The 16733-nt window shown below is 70.2% G+C and carries 15 protein-coding genes; 6 read left to right on the top strand and 9 right to left on the bottom strand.

Going from position 1 to position 16733, the window contains the following annotated elements; all coding sequences use genetic code 11:
* The 6 genes from AC3EO4_RS05575 to mtrA form a co-directional block, all read right to left on the bottom strand.
* A complete protein-coding gene (locus tag AC3EO4_RS05575; RefSeq protein ID WP_379571273.1) occupies positions 1-669 on the bottom strand; it encodes a response regulator in 669 nt (222 codons plus the stop codon).
* Positions 670-855: 186 nt separating this feature from the next.
* Complete coding sequence (hpf, locus tag AC3EO4_RS05570; protein WP_379571271.1) at positions 856-1515, bottom strand: ribosome hibernation-promoting factor, HPF/YfiA family; 660 nt, start codon at positions 1513-1515, stop codon at positions 856-858.
* Positions 1516-2093: 578 nt separating this feature from the next.
* Positions 2094-2771, bottom strand: coding sequence for a ComF family protein (locus AC3EO4_RS05565; protein ID WP_431894092.1), 678 nt, complete (start codon positions 2769-2771; stop codon positions 2094-2096).
* 67 nt (positions 2772-2838) lie between these two features.
* Positions 2839-4566, bottom strand: a complete 1728-nt coding sequence (locus tag AC3EO4_RS05560; protein WP_379571527.1) for an LpqB family beta-propeller domain-containing protein — start codon at positions 4564-4566, stop codon at positions 2839-2841.
* Between the two features lie 19 nt (positions 4567-4585).
* Positions 4586-6226, bottom strand: a complete 1641-nt coding sequence (gene mtrB, locus AC3EO4_RS05555; RefSeq protein ID WP_379571267.1) for an MtrAB system histidine kinase MtrB — start codon at positions 6224-6226, stop codon at positions 4586-4588.
* Positions 6227-6327: 101 nt separating this feature from the next.
* Positions 6328-7005: an MtrAB system response regulator MtrA gene (gene mtrA / locus AC3EO4_RS05550; protein ID WP_043620615.1), complete on the bottom strand. Its 678-nt coding sequence runs from the start codon at positions 7003-7005 to the stop codon at positions 6328-6330.
* A gap of 215 nt (positions 7006-7220) precedes the next feature.
* Between mtrA and AC3EO4_RS05545 the strand changes: the two genes are divergently transcribed.
* Genes AC3EO4_RS05545 through AC3EO4_RS05525 form a run of 5 tightly spaced genes read left to right on the top strand, consistent with a single transcriptional unit; the run spans position 7221 to position 12378 of the window.
* Positions 7221-8387 carry a glycerophosphoryl diester phosphodiesterase membrane domain-containing protein gene (locus AC3EO4_RS05545; RefSeq protein WP_379571265.1) on the top strand — a complete coding sequence of 389 codons (1167 nt, stop codon included), beginning with the start codon at positions 7221-7223 and terminating at the stop codon, positions 8385-8387.
* Positions 8384-8989: a DUF4129 domain-containing protein gene (locus AC3EO4_RS05540; RefSeq protein WP_379571263.1), complete on the top strand. Its 606-nt coding sequence runs from the start codon at positions 8384-8386 to the stop codon at positions 8987-8989. The genes AC3EO4_RS05545 and AC3EO4_RS05540 overlap by 4 nt, the downstream gene beginning before the upstream one ends.
* Positions 8986-10110: a DUF4350 domain-containing protein gene (locus AC3EO4_RS05535; protein WP_431894089.1), complete on the top strand. Its 1125-nt coding sequence runs from the start codon at positions 8986-8988 to the stop codon at positions 10108-10110. Before AC3EO4_RS05540 ends, AC3EO4_RS05535 begins: the two co-directional genes overlap by 4 nt.
* Positions 10100-11080: an AAA family ATPase gene (locus AC3EO4_RS05530; RefSeq protein ID WP_379571259.1), complete on the top strand. Its 981-nt coding sequence runs from the start codon at positions 10100-10102 to the stop codon at positions 11078-11080. The genes AC3EO4_RS05535 and AC3EO4_RS05530 overlap by 11 nt, the downstream gene beginning before the upstream one ends.
* Positions 11080-12378, top strand: coding sequence for a DUF58 domain-containing protein (locus AC3EO4_RS05525; protein ID WP_431894088.1), 1299 nt, complete (start codon positions 11080-11082; stop codon positions 12376-12378). The genes AC3EO4_RS05530 and AC3EO4_RS05525 overlap by 1 nt, the downstream gene beginning before the upstream one ends.
* Here the strand turns inward: AC3EO4_RS05525 and AC3EO4_RS05520 are convergent.
* Entirely contained in the window at positions 12375-13367 is a 993-nt protein-coding gene (locus tag AC3EO4_RS05520) for a stage II sporulation protein M (RefSeq protein WP_379571256.1), read from the bottom strand. The two genes, AC3EO4_RS05525 and AC3EO4_RS05520, sit on opposite strands and share 4 nt — an antisense overlap.
* Before the next feature lie 28 nt (positions 13368-13395).
* On the opposite strand from AC3EO4_RS05520, the gene AC3EO4_RS05515 reads away from it, so the two are divergent.
* The gene (locus tag AC3EO4_RS05515) at positions 13396-14478 is read left to right on the top strand and encodes an RDD family protein (protein WP_431894086.1); all 1083 of its coding nucleotides are present in this window, start codon (positions 13396-13398) and stop codon (positions 14476-14478) included.
* Positions 14479-14711: 233 nt separating this feature from the next.
* On the opposite strand, the gene AC3EO4_RS05510 is transcribed toward AC3EO4_RS05515, so the two are convergent.
* Both AC3EO4_RS05510 and AC3EO4_RS05505 read right to left on the bottom strand, forming a co-directional pair.
* Positions 14712-16040 (bottom strand): LVIVD repeat-containing protein, encoded by a 1329-nt coding sequence (locus tag AC3EO4_RS05510; protein ID WP_379571525.1) that lies wholly within the window; start codon positions 16038-16040, stop codon positions 14712-14714.
* A 123-nt stretch (positions 16041-16163) separates the two neighbouring features.
* Positions 16164-16628, bottom strand: coding sequence for a hypothetical protein (locus AC3EO4_RS05505; RefSeq protein ID WP_431894085.1), 465 nt, complete (start codon positions 16626-16628; stop codon positions 16164-16166).
* Positions 16629-16733 lie beyond the last annotated feature (105 nt).

Raw genomic sequence — 16733 nt, 5'->3', positions numbered from 1 at the left:
TCAGGTGATCTCCAGCATGCGTTCGCGAACGGCGTAGACCACCGCCTCCATCCTGGAGTGCAGTTGCAGCTTGTCCAGGATGTTGCGCACGTGGTTCTTCACCGTGTTCTCCGAGATGAACAGCTGCTTGGCGATCTCGCGGTTGTTCATCCCCTTCGCCACCAGCCGCAGCACCTCCATCTCCCGCTCGGTCAGCCGGGGAACCGGCAGTTGCGGCGGCCGCTCGGCCTCCTTGCGGCTCATGTTGGCGAACTCGGTGATGAGTTTGGCCGCCATGGCGGGGTTGATGAGGGACTGTCCCTCGTGCACCCCGCGCACCGCGTCGGGCACCTCGTCGATCTGGACGTCCTTGAGCAGGTAGCCGGTGGCGCCCGCCTTGATGGCCTCGAAGAGGTCCTCCTCCTCGTCGCTGACCGTCAGCATGATGATCCGCGTGCTGGGGACGGACGCCTTGATGCCGCCCGTCGCCTCGATGCCGCCTTGGCGGGGCATGCGGACGTCCATCAACACCACGTCGGGCAGCAGGCGGTCGGCGAGCTCGACCGCCTCCTGACCGTCGCTGGCCTCGCCGACCACCTCGATGTCGTCCTCGGCGGCCAAGGCCAGCGCGAGGCTGCGCCTGATCAGCTCGTGATCGTCAACGATCATCACGCGGATCGGGTCGCTCATGCGGCCTCCTCAGCGGACCGCATCTGCCTGATGGCTCGCTCGCTCACGTGGCCGAGGCGCTCCGCCTCGGCTCGCTCGCCGCGCTCGCTCACGTCTCCTCCTCGTGGGGGGCCAGAGCCGTTGAACCGCCATGATGCCAGGCTTTTGCGGTCCTAGGGTGGTCGAGAGGATCTTCGTTGGCGCGAATCAGGGCTCGACGAGCCGCAACACGCCGTAGTGGTAGCCGCGCCGGCTGTAGACGACGCTCGGCTGGCCGCTCTCCTTGTCACGGAACAGGTAGAAGTCGTGTCCGACCAGTTCCATCTCGAGGAGGGCCTGGTCGATTGTCATGGGCTCGGCGTTGTGGAACTTCTCCCGGACGACGCAGGGTCCTTCGCCGTCCATCTCGATGGGGACGATGTCGTCGTAGGCCTTGTCGTCAGGCAGGAGGTCTTCCTCGGACTCCGGCTGCGCGGGGACGACTGTGGCCTCGGGCATCGTGTCGTAGACGTCGGCGAGTGCGGCTGTCAGCTCCGCCACGGAAGGGGTCGCGTGGTTGCCGTGATGCACCTTGCGCCGGTCTGCGATGCGCCGCAGGCGGCCTTCGAGTTTGTCGAGGGCTAGGTCGAGGGCGGCGAATCTGTCGTCGGCCGAGGCCTCGGCGCGGATGGCCGGTCCTCGGGAGTGGATGGTCAGCTCGACACGCTCGCGTTGATCGGCGAGGCGGGGGTTGCGTTCCTTCGACACCTCCACATCGACTCGGATGAGCTTGTTGTCCAGACGTTCGATCCTGGCCAGCTTGGTCGTCACGTGGTCTCGGAAGCGGTCACTCACTCCTGTGTGCCGTCCCTTGACGATGATGTCCATGCAACAGCCCCCCTTCGTCTAACGACTGAGACAGAGCGCCCGACGATGTCCCTGCCGGGCGTGGTCATGCTTCACCGTTACCCTCTTTCGACATGTCGTTACCAGCGACTCCAGTGGCACCCGCTCGGCCGACCTGGTCTTCGACCCCACATCCGCCTGCTGAGGGGTTCGCGGCTCTGTGCCACTACTGCCCTTCTCTTCTTTACGGGGGACATCTGGACCCCCGGGAAGGCAGGACTTACCTCTAAGCCGCACCGTGATCAGTCGACAAAAAGTCGCCTTACGTGGACCGTTTCGCCTGCGGCTGGCATCGGCTAGCGGAGCCGGGACCCCCGGCTCTGCGCAACCACGGACCCGAACGGGTGCCATGTCAGAACGCTATCTGCATCACGACCGAATGTCAGCCTGGGGATCGCCCAAAAGATCACTTTCCGTGATTTTCTCCGGGCAGACGGGTGATGCGAGATGCCTGCTTTGTTGGCTGAATACACCTTTGGACCTGCCTCTCCAGAGGGATGAGCTGGGCGGGAGGAAGACAGATGTAGCGAACCGGCGAGGCTCCGGACTTGGCGTTCTCTTTACCCTCCGTGATCGAAAACCGTTCGAACGCGTCGGCGTGTCGCGGCGAAGGTCACCGCCGCGACCACCGTCGCTCCCGCCTCATTGACCGCTCTGGCCGCCTCCGCGAGGGTCGCGCCGGTGGTGACGACATCGTCCACAAGGACCACGCGCGCGCCTGAGCGGCCGCTCAGGCGCGCTTTACCTGCCTCGGCGACTCGTAGGGAGGAGGCGAGGTTGGCAGCCCTCTGCGCGGCGCTGAGGCCCGCCTGGTCGGCGACCCTCCTGCTCTGGCGGAGGTCTGTGCGGAGAGTGACCTGGCGTCCCAGCCTCCCCAGATGCCGTACGGCGAGCGCGGCCATGCGGGGCACCGGGTCGTGACCCCTGGCGCGTACGGCACGCCCCGCGCTGGGGACGGGGACGACGGACAGCCCGCCCTCGGGGACGGCCGTGGCGATGGTGAAGGCCAGGGCGTGGGCCAAGGGAGCGGCGAGAGCCGTACGGCCGCGCTCCTTGTAGTGGAGGACCGCCTGGCGGGCCGCGCCCTCGTAGAGGGTCGCCGACCAGCAGACAGGCAGTCCTTCGGGGGCAGGGTGGGGCATGCGCACCGCGGGGGCGACGACCAGGCACGCGTCGCACAGGAGGCTGCCACGGGCGGCGCAGCCGAGGCAGCGGGCGGGGAGGAGGAGGTCGAGCACGGGGACCACCCTGCCGGGCGGCACCGACAGAACCTGGAGCTCGAGCGGACGGAGGAAAGCGGGTGCCTCAGTCGAGAGGGAAGGTGGGGGACGAGGTGCCGGGCTGGACCTTGGTGTCGACCCATTTGTCCTGCACCAGCTCCAGCACCTTGCCGCCGCCCTCGTCGTCCGCCTCGGTCCCCGCCACCAGGCGGCCGTTCAGGGCGGAGATCGAGGTGATGCGCTTGTCGGCCGCCAGCTGCCGAAGCTGGCCGTTGCTGATGTCGATCTCCGTGGGCGTGCTGCCCGAGCTGCTGCCCATGAGCGCGACCAGATGCTCGGAGTCCCCCCAGGCCAGATCCTTGATCTCCTCGTTCTCCCCGGCCGTCAGCAACGTCTGGAAGTGGTCGAGCCTGTCCCCCGCGATCACGCCCACCATCACCGACACCGCTCCGTTATCGGCCACGATCGCCGCGACGCGGGTACCGTCGCGCGCCACCTTGAACGCCGTGACCCGCTTGCCGTTGAGTTCGGGCGCGGCGATGCGCGTCACCGGCTGTTCCAGGTTCGACATGTCGTAGCGCAGCACGTAGGACGTGTGGTCGTCGATCCTGTCGACCGTCCACAGCGTGCCGTTCCAGTTCCAGGCGGGTGGGGTCAGGTTGGTGCCCTTGATGGCCTCCTGCCACTGGCTCTCGGACGACAGCTTGTTGGTCCAGATGCTGCGGCCGTCGCTCTTGAGGGCGGCCACGTACTCCGTGGGGTCGCCTTTGGCCGACGGGGTGATCGCCGGCTCCTTGTACGCGTCGCCGAGCCTGCCGGCGGGGCCGGGGACGGCGATGCCGGCGCCGTTGGCGCCGAGCCACATGAGCTGGCCGTTCTGGACGAAGTAGACCTTGCCGTCAGGCCGGCGCAGCCACATGTCGTTGTCCTTGGAGCCGATGGTCAGCGGCGCGGAGTCGAAGAAGGTCTCGCCGTTGAGCCTGACCTCGATGGTCCTGCCCGTGATCACGTCGCGCAGGCTCCACTGCAGCTGCCTGCTCAGCGCCTCGACCGGCGGCGGGTCCTGCTTGAACTGCCCTTCGAGGTAGACCACGACGGTCTCCTCGTCGGTCGCGATCCTGTCGAGGCTGATCCCCTCGAAGGCGGTGGACACGGCGCCGCGCAGCGACTCGCTGGGGCCTTCGAGCAGCCTGTCGACGATCGTCTCCGCCAGTGACCTGGTGGGGTTGATCGGCAGCCACACGTGGTCGACGACGGGGAGGGCGGCCAGGTTGTCGAGGGAGCCCGAGCCGCCGAGGAAGTAGATGTCGGCCGGCTCGTAGGCCCTGCGCACGTCCGCGGCGGTGAGCAGCATCAGCCCGTTGCGCAGGCTGGAGACCCGGTAGCCCTGCGGGGTCTTGGCCACCATGAACTGGAGGGTCAGCTTCTCCCTCTTGGGCTCGTACCAACCGTCGCCGTGGATGAGCGCGATCTGCGTGGCCTCCAGTTGGACGATGTTCTCGCCCACCTGCCGGTAGGTGGGGTTGTCCTCGACCACGATCACCGACTCGCCCGGCTTCCACGCGCGCTTGGCCTCGGGCGTCAGGTACTCGCGCAGGATCTTCTGCTCGACGTCGTCGAAACTGGCCATGGCCGCCTGCATGCCCTGCACGATCCTGCGGGCGTCCCAGTCCGGCTGGGGCTCCGTCGCGACCATCCGCTGGAACGGCTTGCTCAGCGAGTCGGCCGCGTCGCCCTGCCTGACCTGCTCGGGCGGGCCGCCCACCGAGATCACCGAACAGGCGGAGCTGCCGCACACGACGCTCGCGGCCATCACGGAAAGAAGGATCCTCCTACTCCGCATGGAAAACCCCCTCACCCGCGACCGGTGAAAGGACCGGCGTGATGTGCCCGCGCCATGTCCGCCTCATTTCCACCTCCGGCGGCACGAGCGAAAGCGGCGATCCCTTCAGCTCGGCCCCGGCCGTGCGGGGCAGCGTGAGCCTGAACTGCGACCCCTCTCCCTGAGCGCCCCATGCCTGCAGCCATCCCCCGTGCAGCATGGCGTCCTCGCGCGAGATGGCGAGCCCGAGCCCGGTGCCGCCGATGGTGCGGGCCCTGGACGGGTCGGCCCGCCAGAAGCGGTCGAAGACCATCTGTTCCTCGCCGGGCTTCAGCCCCACTCCGTGATCCCGTACGGCCACCGCCGCCGAGTCGCGGTCGGCGCCCACGGAGACCACGATCTCGCGCCCCTCGCCGTGCTCGATCGCGTTGAACAGCAGGTTGCGCAGGATCCGCTCGACCCTGCGGCTGTCGATCTCGGCCATGCAGGGCTCGCTGGGCAGGCGCAGCTCGAACCTGGTGCCGTGCCGTTCCGCCAGCGCCTCGGAGTCGGCCACGGCGCGCAGCACCACGTCGCGCACGTCGGTGGAGTCGAGGTCGAGGGTGGCCGCGCCCGCGTCGTAGCGGCTGATCTCCAGCAGGTCCGCCAGCATCGACTCGAACCGCTCCAGCTGCGCCTGCATGAGCTCGGCCGAGCGCGCGGCCATGGGCTCGAAGTCCTCGCGGGCGTCGTAGAGCAGGTCGGCGGCCATCCGCACGGTGGTCAGCGGCGTGCGCAGCTCGTGCGAGACGTCGGAGACGAACTGCCGCTGCACCTGCGACAGCTCCTCGAGCTGGTGGATCTTGAGCGCCAGGTTGGCGGCCATCTCGTTGAAGGAGGTGGCCAGGCGGGCCAGGTCGTCCTCGCCGCGCACCTTCAGCCGCTCGTCGAGCCGTCCTGAGGCGAGGCGTTCGGCGGCCTGGCGGGCCAGCCGTACGGGAGTCACGACCTGGCGGGTGACCAGGGAGGCGATGGCGCCGAGCAGCAGGACCAGCCCGATGCCCACGACCACGACCACCTGTCTGACGATGGAGAGCAGCGACTCCTCATCGGTGAGCGGGAAGAAGTGGTAGATCTCGTAGCCGTCCTCGATGAAGGCGCCCACGACCAGCGTGAGCTGGGTTTCGCGGCTCGCGGAGAACGTGAGTCTGGAGACGACCTGCAGGGGGTCGTTGAGCACGCCCTTGTCGCGTTTCGCCTCCAGCCGCTTGCGCAGGTCCTGCGGGATGTCGGCGGGCAGGACGCTGCCGGTCGCGCGCGACTGCCCCGGCTCGGTCCTGTTGAGCACCAGGAGCTGGTATCGCTTGCGCCAGCCGTTCTCGCCGGTGCCGATGATGCTGTTGACCGCCACGTCGAGCGGGGCCTCGGCGGCGGGGGGACCGCCTTCCCCCTGTTTGGCGGGCTCGATGGGCTCGGCGTTGAGCGCGGCCATGATGGCCACCCTGTCGGCGGTGGCCTCGTTGGCCGCCGACAGCTTGCGGCCGTTGACGACCGAGGTGTTGATCTCCTGGACGAGGAAGACACCGAGCACCGCCACCACGGTCACCGAGATCACCAGCGTGCTGGTGATGACCTGGAGCTGGAGCGATCGCCGCCAGGTGCGGCGGATCATGCCTGCCGCACGCCGCGCCCGTCGCCGGACGCCACCCAGAATCTGGCGAAGCGTCCTGCGACGGATCCTGCTCTTCGACGGAGACATGAGAGGAGGGGTGGTCAGGCAGGACCGGCTTTGTAGCCCACGCCGCGGACCGTCACCACGATCTCGGGGTGCTCAGGGTCCTTCTCGATCTTGGCGCGGAGGCGCTGGACGTGCACGTTGACCAGGCGGGTGTCGGCCGCGTGCCGGTAGCCCCAGACCTGCTCCAGCAGCACCTCGCGGGTGAAGACCTGGCGCGGCTTGCGGGCCAGCGCGACGAGCAGGTCGAACTCCAGCGGGGTGAGGTTGATGGTCTCCTCGCCACGCTTGACGGAGTGGCCCGCCACGTCGATGGTGATGTCGCCGATCTGCAGGATCTCGGGCGTCGGCTCGTCGGTACGGCGCAGCCGCGCACGCACCCTGGCCACGAGCTCCTTCGGCTTGAACGGCTTGACGATGTAGTCGTCGGCGCCCGACTCGAGGCCGAGCACGACGTCGATGGTGTCGCTCTTCGCGGTGAGCATGACGATCGGGACCCCCGACTCAGCCCTGATCCTGCGCGCCACGTCGATGCCGTCCGCCCCCGGCAGCATCAGGTCGAGCAGAACCAGGTCCGGGCGCGTATCCCGGAACGCGTCGAGGGCCTTGTCGCCGTCGGAGACGAAGGACGGTTCGAAGCCTTCGCCCCGCAGTACGATGCCGAGCATCTCGGCGAGAGCGGCGTCGTCGTCGACGACCAGCACGCGACCTTTCATGGCCCCTCATTCGTTCTACGCATTGTGGGACATACCCGCATGGTTGCTGAAGGTTACCCTTGCCTGGCTCATGGCATAACCATCAGACCATTGAAAGCCGAATTTTAGACGCCCTGGTAACCCCCGTAATCTCAGTCTGCAAGACGAGGGCACGTTTCGGCCATCCCCGAACACCGACTACACCAATGAGTCGCCCATCATGCCAGGATTGGTGTATGTCAGACGGTCACGAGACGCCGCCCGGCTGGTCGGCTGAGCAGCCCCCTCCCTACCAGGCGCCCGGATCCCCCTACAGCGGCCCGGCACCGTCCGCCTGGCAGCAACCGGCTCCCCCGCCACCACCGCCCTACGGCCACCAAGGGTACGGCTACATGCCACCGCCCGCGCTGCGTCCTGGGATCATTCCCCTGCGCCCGCTCGGCCTCGGCGACATCTACGACGGCACGATCAAGCTGATCAGGTCGAACCCCAAGTCGGTGCTCGGCCTGTCGGCGATCGTGGCGGCCGTCGCGGCCATCCCCGTCTCGATCGGGCAGGCGCTGGCGCTCAGCTCGCTGGGGACCGTGCTGGCCGACCCGCAGGCCAACGCCGACGCGCTGGAAAGCGGCGGTTTCCTCTCGCAGACGCTTCCCACGATCATCTCCTCGGTGGTCAGCCTCGTCGCGGTCACGATCCTGACGGGCGTGCTCATCAGGATCCTCGGCCGTGCCGTCTTCGGCGGGAAGATCACCGCGGGCGAGGCGTGGCGGCTGGTCGCGTCGCGGGTGCCCGCGCTGTTCGGGGTGATCCTGCTGATCATCGCCATCATGCTGGCGCCCGCCGTGCCGATCGCCCTGATCGTCTACGCGGTCGCCATGGCCGGGTCGCCCGGAGCCGCGGTCGGGCTCGGCGCCCTCTTCATGATCCTTTACATCGGCTACGCGCTGTTCGTCAACACCAGGTTCTCCTTCGCCGCGCCCGTCGTGGTGCTGGAAGGTCTCGGTCCCGTGCAGGCGCTTCGCCGCTCGTGGCGGCTGGTGAGCGGCGACTTCTGGCGGGTGCTCGGCATCCTCCTGCTCACGATGGTCCTCGCCTACCTGGTCAGCACGGTCCTCAGCTTCCCGTTCGGGCTGATCGCGGGCATCGCCGGCGTGATGGGCGGCGGCTCCACGGGCGCGACCATCCTGGTCGCCGTCGTGTTCGCCATCGGCACCACCCTCGGCGCGATGATCACCTATCCGCTGCAGGCGGGCGTGACCGGCCTGCTCTACACCGACAGGCGGATGCGCAGCGAGGCCTTCGACCTGGTCCTGCAGACCGCCGCGCTCGAACAGCAGCGCCAGGGCTGGGTGCACGCCTCGGCCGACGAGCTCTGGCACCCGTCGAACGCCCGCAGGCCGTGACCCCTCCTGAACGGGAGGAGGCCCAGCGCAGGGCCGCCGAGGAGCTGGCCAGAGCCGGGTACGCCACGGAGTCGTTGCCTGACAGGCTCTGGCGCGGCTTCCAGCAGTGGCTCGGCGACCTCGGCGAGTTCACGCCGGGCGGCGGCACTGTCGGGCCCGTCATCGCGGCGCTGCTGCTCATCCTGGTGGTCGTCGCCGCCGTGTGGGCGATGGTGTGGCTGTCGCGCAGGTCGGCGCGCGCGCACGCGCCCGAGTCAGGCGACCTGTTCGGCGGCAGGGCGATGACCGCGGCCGAGCACCGCCTGGCCGCCGAGAGTCTGGCCGCCGAGGGCCGCTGGGCCGAGGCCGTCCAGGAGCGGCTGCGCGCGATCGCCCGCGACCTGCAGGACAGGGCCCTGGTCGACACCATGCCGGGCCGTACGGCGGACGAGCTGGCGGCCGAGGCCGGCAGGTCGCTGCCCGCCTTCGCGGACGAGCTCGCCGCCGCCGCGCGCGCCTTCGACGACGTCGCCTACGGCGGCGTGCCGGGCACCTCTGACGCCTACGCGATGATGCGCGAGCTGGACGAGCGGCTCCGCGTGGCCAGGCCGGTGGCGCTGTGAGCGTCTCGACCTCCCCCACCACGGCGGGACTGTGGCGGCGCGCCAGGGCGGGCGTGCTCGTCGGGCTGCTGGTCGTGGCGACGGCCGTGATCGGGGCGCTGATCTCCGGCGGCGCGGGCCCTGGGCGCTACCTCGACCCCGACGACACCTCCCTGCGCGGCTCCAAGGCGCTGGCCCAGCTGCTGAGGGCGCAGGGCGTCCGGGTCGACAGGGTGGACTCGGTGACCGCCGCCGAGACGCTGGCGCGTGAAGGAGACAGGCTGCTGCTGGTCGGAGCGCCGTGGAACGGCGGCTACGCCGAGGCCGAGCGGCTGGCCGCGCTCCCCGGCGACAGGGTGGTGGTCGGCAGCCAGCCGTACTTCGACGTGCTGGCGCCCGACATCGTCGCCGAGGGCACGCTCCGGCTGCGCTCGCGCGAGCCAGGCTGCGACCTGCCCGCCGCCCGCGCGGCCGGCAGCGCCTACCTGGGCGCTCTGCTGTTCGAGGCGGGCGGCACCTCCTGCTACGACGGGTCCCTCATGGTCTCGGGTACGGTCACCGCGGTCGGCAGCGGCGATTTCATGACCAACCAGCGACTGGCCGAGGACGGCAACGCCGCGCTCGCCCTCCACCTGCTCAGCACGCGCAAGGCGGTGACCTGGCTGGTTCCCGCGCCCGTCCCGCCCGGAGGGGACTCCGTTGCGGGTCCCGGCGGCAAGAGCATCCAGGAACTGCTGCCCGCGAGCATCCCGTGGGCGGTGGCGATGGCGGCCGTCGCGGTCGCGCTGGCCGCCTTCTGGCAGGGCAGACGGCTGGGCCCCGTGGTGGCCGAGCGGCTGCCCGTGGTGGTCAGGGCGGCCGAGACCGTGGAGGGCAGAGGCCGCCTCTACAACGCGCGCAGGGCCAGAGCCCAGGCGGCGGAGGCGCTGCGTGGCGGCGCGCTCGACCGCCTCGTCCCCCGGCTCGGGCTCGGCTCGGGCGCGGGGGCCAACGAGGTCGTCGCGGCGCTCGCCGTACGGACGGGTCAGGACCCCGGGTGGCTCGGAGCGGCGCTGTACGGCCCGCCGCCCGCCGTCGACGCGGAGCTCGTGGCCCTGGCGGGATACTTGGACGAAATCGAGAGGCTGGTTCGTGAACACTGAGGAGACCACCCGCGTGGCGGGACGCGGCGACGACGCGCGCGAGGCGCTCGGCGCGCTGCGTGCCGAGGTGGCCAAGGCCGTCGTCGGCCAGGACGCGGTGGTGACAGGGCTGGTCATCGCGCTGCTGTGCAGAGGGCACGTGCTGCTGGAGGGCGTGCCGGGCGTCGCCAAGACGCTGATGGTGCGCACGCTCGCGGCGGCGATGTCGCTCGACTTCAAGCGCGTGCAGTTCACGCCCGACCTGATGCCGGGCGACGTGACCGGCTCGCTGATCTACGACGCGAAGACGGCCGAGTTCGAGTTCCGCGAAGGCCCGGTGTTCACGAACCTGCTGCTCGCCGACGAGATCAACCGCACCCCGCCGAAGACACAGGCCTCGCTGCTCGAGGCGATGGAGGAGCGCCAGGTCAGCGTCGAGGGCGACGCGCGGCTGCTGCCCGACCCCTTCGTGGTGTGCGCCACGCAGAACCCGGTCGAGTACGAAGGCACCTACCAGCTGCCCGAGGCGCAGCTCGACAGGTTCCTGCTGAAGCTGACCGTGCCGCTGCCGCCGCGGGACCAGGAGATCGCCGTGCTCGAACGACACGCTCGCGGCTTCGACCCCCGCGACCTGAGCCAGGTCAAGCCGGTCGCCTCCGCCGACGACCTGGCGGCGGGGCGCGAGGCCGTGGCGGCGGTGCACGTGGCGCCCGAGGTGCTCGGCTACATCGTCGACCTGGCCAGGGCCACCAGGCAGTCGCCTTCGCTCCAGCTCGGCGTGTCCCCGCGCGGGGCGACGGCGCTGCTGGCGACCTCGCGGGCGTGGGCGTGGCTGTCCGGCCGTACCTATGTGACGCCTGACGACGTGAAGGCGCTGGCCAGGCCCGCGCTGCGGCACAGGGTCCAGCTGCGGCCCGAGGCGGAGCTGGAGGGCGCGACCTCCGACGGCCTGCTCGACGGCATCCTGGCCGCCGTGCCGGTTCCCCGCTGATGGCGCTGACGGGGCGTGCGGGGCTGATCGCGGCACTCTGCGTCGTGGTGGTCCTGTTCGCGCCGGGCCCTGGCTACGCGGTGGCGGCCTGCTGCCTGCTGCTGGCCGCTGCCGTCGTGGTGGACCTGCTGTTCGCCGGGGCCGTGCGGCCGCTCAGGTTCACCCGCTCGGGCGACACGACGGTACGGCTCGGCCAGACGGCCACCGTGTCGCTCGTCGTGGAGAACCCGGGGCCGCGCAGGGTGCGTGGCCTGCTGCGCGACGCGTGGCAGCCGTCGGCGGGGCTCGCCGCCCGATCGGTCCCCATCGACGTGCCCGCGGGCGAGAAGCGGCGGATCGACCTCGAGCTGACGCCCACCCGCCGCGGCGACCGCTCGTCCGTCGCGGTGACCGTCCGCGCGTTCGGGCCGCTGGGGCTGGCCGCGCGGCAGGGCGGCCACAGCGCGCCGTGGACGCTCAGGGTGCTGCCGCCGTTCCTGTCGCGCAAGCACCTGCCGTCGCGGCTCGCGAGGTTGCGAGAGCTGGAGGGCAGCCATCCCGCGCTGGTCAGGGGGCAGGGCACGGAGTTCGACTCGCTGCGTGAGTACGTGGTCGGCGACGACGTGCGCTCCATCGACTGGAGGGCCACCGCCAGGCGCAACGACGTCGTGGTGCGCACCTGGCGGCCCGAACGCGACAGACGCGTCCTGATCGTGCTCGACACGGGGCGCACCTCGGCGGGCAGGGTCGGCTCGGGCTGGCCGCGGCTCGACTGGTCGATGGACGCGGCCCTGCTGCTGTCCGCCCTTGCGGCCAAGGCGGGCGACCAGGTCGACTTCCTCGCCTACGACAGGGGCGTGCGCGCCTGGGTGGCCGGCGCCTCCCGCACCGAGCTGCTGTCGGCGCTGGTGAACGTCATGGCGCCGATCGAGTCCTCGCTGGTGGAGTCCGACGCGCCCGGCATGGTCGCCGCCATCCTGGCCAGGGCCAGACGGCGGGCGCTGGTGGTGGTGCTCACCGATCTCAACTCCGCCGCGCTCGACGAGGGCCTGATGCCGATGCTGCCCCAGCTGTCCGCCAAACACCTGGTGCTGGTCGCGGGCGTCTCCGATCCCCGCGTCGCCGAAATGGCGGCCGGCAGGGGTACGGCGGAGCTCGTCTACGACGCGGCGGCGGCCTCGCGTGCCATCGGCGAGCGCAAGCGCATCACCGCCCGGCTCAGGGGGCACGGCGTCGAGGTCGTCGACGCGCTGCCCGAGGACTTCGCGCCCGCCCTGGCCGACGCCTACCTGGCGCTGAAGGCAGCGGGGCGGCTCTAGCTCGTCGGGACCACGTCCGGCGCCCGCTCGAGGTCGCCGGTCTCCCCCTGCCGCTCCGCCTTCCGCCCGAAGTAGCCGATGTAGGCGAGGAACGCGACGAGGGCCAGCACGCCGATGCCCACGCGCGCCCACGTCGGCAGGCCCGACGGCGTGACCAGCGCCTCGATCAGCCCCGACACGAACAGCACCACCACCAGCCCGATCGCCACGCTGATCACCGCCCTGCCCTGCTCTGCCATCACGTCGATCCTGCGGCGCGGGCCTGGCGCGACGACCATCCAGCCGAGACGCATGCCGACCGCCGAGGCCAGGAACACCGCGGTCAGCTCCAGCAGGCCGTGCGGCAGGATCAGGCCGAAGAAGACGTCGAGCTTGTCGCGGGAGGCCATCAGGCCACCCGCGATCGCCACGTTCGCGGCGTTCTGGAAAAGAATCCACGGAATCGGCAGGCCGAGGAAGATGGCGAGCATGATGACCTGCATGGACAACCACGCGTTGTTGATCCAGACCCGGCTGGCGAACGAGGCGGCGGGATTCTCCGAGTAGTAGTCGGCGAAGTCATGCTCGACGAGCTGCTTGATCTCCTCAGGCGTGCCGACCGCGGCCTGCACGGCGGGGTCGCCCGCCACCCACGCGCCCATGATCCACGAGACGGCGAGGAAGGCCAGCGTCGTGATCAGCCACCACCACCTGGCCCGGTAGGCGACCACCGGGAACGACACGGTGAAGAACCTGACGAACTCCCGCCAGACGGGCACGTGCGCGCCCGTCACCGCCGAACGGGCCCTGGCCACCAGGGCCGACAGCCTTCCGACGAGCACCGCGTCCTGGGTGCCCGAGCGCACGATCGACAGGTGGGTCGACACCCGCTGGTAGAGCTCGACCAGCTCGTCCACCTCCGCGCCCGTCAACGACTTGCGCCGCCGTACCAGGTGCTCCAGGCGGTCCCATGCGGGGCGGTGCGCGGCGACGAAGGCGTCAATGTCCACCGGGACATTCTGGCACTAGGCTCCCCTTATGTCCGAGGTGGTAACCGGCGACGCGGTCGTCGTGGAGGTCAGGGTGGCGCAGCCGCCCATCAGGGCCGTGGCACTCGTGATCGACATGATCGTGCAGATCGTGTTGCTGGTCGGGGCCGTGCTGCTGATCGCCTCGGCGTCCATCGTGTCGGACCCCGCCCTCGCAGCCGCGGTGTCGATCCTGATCAGCGTGCTGGTGATGGTCGGATACCCCGTCATCTTCGAGACGGCGACGCGGGGACGCAGCCTCGGCAAGCTCGCGCTCGGACTGCGGGTCGTCAGCGACGACGGCGGGCCTGAGCGGTTCCGGCAGGCGCTGTTCAGGGGCCTGGCGGGGGTGCTGGAGTTCTGGATGTTCTTCGGGGCGCCGGCGCTCATCGCCTCCCTGGTCTCGCAGCGGGGCAAACGGCTCGGCGACGCGTTCGCGGGGACGATCGTGATCTCCGAGCGGGGGCCGAGCGGCGCCTCGCAGCCGGTCCTGATGCCGCCCGCGCTGGAAGGGTGGGCGCGGACGCTGGAGCTGTCCCAGCTGCCCGGCGAGGTGGCGGGGGCGGCTCGGCAGTACCTGCTGCGGTGGCGCGACCTGTCACCCGCCGTGCAGCACGAGATGGGGGTGCGGATCGCCACCCAGGTGGCCGCCTACGTCACCCCTCAGCCGCCGCCCGGGGTGCCTCCCCATGCGTACCTGAGCGCGGTGCTGGCCGAACGCCGTCGGCGGGACCAGGCGCGGCTGGGTTATCCACAGGGCGCGCCCGCGGCGGGCGGCCGTCCACAGGCGGGGCCGCAGCCGCCGCCCGTGCCGTACGGCGGGCCGTACTCTCATCCGCATGCCCCGGCCGCCCCGCCCCCGCCTCCCGGCTGGCCCGCCCCAGCCGCCTGGCCCGCTCCCGGCCCCACAGGCCCCACACCGGGCCCCGCATCGGGCCCACCGCCCGGACCCGCCTACGGACCCGCGGCGGGACCCACTCCCGGCTACGCGCCGACCGGGCCCGCGCGGCCTGCCCCCGCCCCGCCCGGTCCCTCGTCGCCCGACCCCACGACGCCTGGCGTCACCCCTGGCGGCTTCGCCCCACCCCAGTAGCCGACACCAAACAGCACCCCGGCACCCCGGCACCACGGCACCACGGCACCACGGCACCACGGCACCACGGCACCACGGCACCACGGCACCACGGCATCAGGAGCGTGCTCGGGTTTCTGTGGTCCGGTTGGCGGATTGGGCGGGTCGGGCCGGTGGCGTCGGGTTGCGAAGGCGCGGTCTCCCGGGTCCGGCCGTCGCCGCGCGCCGCCTCCCGAGACGGCGCGCGGCGAGGGTCAGAACGGGAGCTGGGTCTGCGTGTTCAGCGCCTTCAGCCGCACCTTGGCCGCCGCGTCAGTCCGGCTGTCAGAGATCCGCAGCACATCGAACCCCTGCTGGATGTCACTGCTGTAGATGAACCCGTTGTAGTAGTACGCCGACCATGACCCGCCCGTGCGGCGCGGGCTCAGCGCGCCACGATCGAAGTATCCGATCTCCTTCGGAGCAGCCGAGTCGGTGAAGTCCCAGATCGAGACCCCGCCCTGGTACCACGCCTGCACCATGATGTCCTTGCCCTTGACCGGGATCAGCGAGCCGTTGTGCGCGACGCAGTTCTCGGTGTCCGCCTGATGCCGCGGGATCTTGAAGTACGCCTGATGGGTCAGCCGGCCGTCCACGATGTCGAAGATCGCGTTCGCTCCGCGCTGCCCGCCGATCCGCGCGTTGCAGGTGACCGACAGGCCACCGCCGAGCTCGTCCGTGAAGACGACCTTGGTGCCCGTGTTGTTGAAGGTCGCCGAGTGCCAGAAGGCGAAGTTCTCGTCGGTGACGGTCGCCGTCACCTTGGGGTGCTCGCGGTCGGAGATGTCCATGAGCACGCCGTCCCCCATGCACGCGCCGGCGGCCAGGTTCTTGGAGGGGAAGACGGTGATGTCATGGCACCCGCTGGTGGGCAGCAGCAGGCCCTCCTGCTGCTCGTTGCCGCCTTCGGGGAAGAGCACGGGCGTGGAGACGACCTTCGCGGCCGTGGGCTCGTCCAGCGGCACCTTGACGATGGAGATCTTGTCGTGCGGCGGCTTGCACTCGGCGTAGATGTCGGCCGGCATGTACGACGAGACGTACAGGTAGACCGACTTGCTCGACGTGGCGGGCACCAGGGTGTGCGTGTGCGAGCCGCAGGCCGTCTCGACCGCCTTGAGGTATTTCGGCCGGGCCTTGTCGCTGATGTCGAAGATCCTGATGCCCTCCCACGACGCCTTGCTCGTGGGCACGCCGTAGTCGCTCTTGCAGGAGTCGCTGTCGCGCGAGGAGTCCACGGACAGGAAGAGCAGGTCGCCCTGCACCGAGACGTCGTTCTGCGCACCGGGGCAGGACACGCGGCTGACCACCTTCGGCTGCGCCGGGTCCTTGATGTCATAGATCGTGAACCCGTTGTAGTTGCCCTGGAAGGCATAGTTGCCCTGGAAGGCCAGATCGGAGTTGAACGCCTCAGCGCCCGCGAACGACCCGGTCTTGGGCAGGTTCGCCATGTGCTTGACGTTGGGGCTCTTGATGATCGTTTCAGCCGACTCCGCCTGCGCCGGCGTCATGGACGCCACCAGAGTCAGGGCCGCACCGGCCACCATGAGAAAGCGGCCGAGTCTGGACGCCACCGGGACCTCCCGTCGAGACACAATGATCAGACCCGACCCACTATCTCATCGCAAATCACTCATATTCCGACCCGATACCGAGCCGATACGCCTTGCCTACGCGACCTTTCTGTAGGTCAGGTCGAAGTCGTGCTCCCAGGTGGAACCGTCGCGCGACATCTCCCAGTAGCCGTTGATCGTGCCGCCGCCGTCGCTGAAGGTGGCGGTGAAGCGCTGGTCGAAGCCCGGCACCTCCCGCCACACGCGCCAGGTGCCGCCGTCGAAGCTCATCCGGTAGACGCGGTGGACGCCCCGCCCGTCGGCGTACAGCATGGACAGCTCTTCGGAGGCGTCGTCGAGCCCCATGACGGAGGTGACCGGGAACGGCGAGTCGGCCACCCACTCCGGAGGAATGTCCTCCGCCACCTTCGCCTCCGAACGCTGGACGAGGAACGCGCCGTCCTCCGTCCACTCGAACACCGTCCGGCCGATGGCGGTGTCCTGGTCGCCGATGGACAGGCAGATCTCCCACTCGCCCACGAAGACGTCCAGCCGTTGGAGAGCGGGGTGAGGTTTCGGCATCGCTTGCTCCCTTCGTCCCCACCATTTGAGCACCGATCACCCCCTCGGTCCCGTCAACCACCACACCCACCCGGGCTTCCACGGATGATCCAGGGCGGGCGAAGG

This window comes from Nonomuraea sp. bgisy101, from assembly GCF_057708945.1.
Note: the sequence above shows the minus strand (reverse complement) of the source record. Positions and strands in the feature narration are given on the sequence as shown.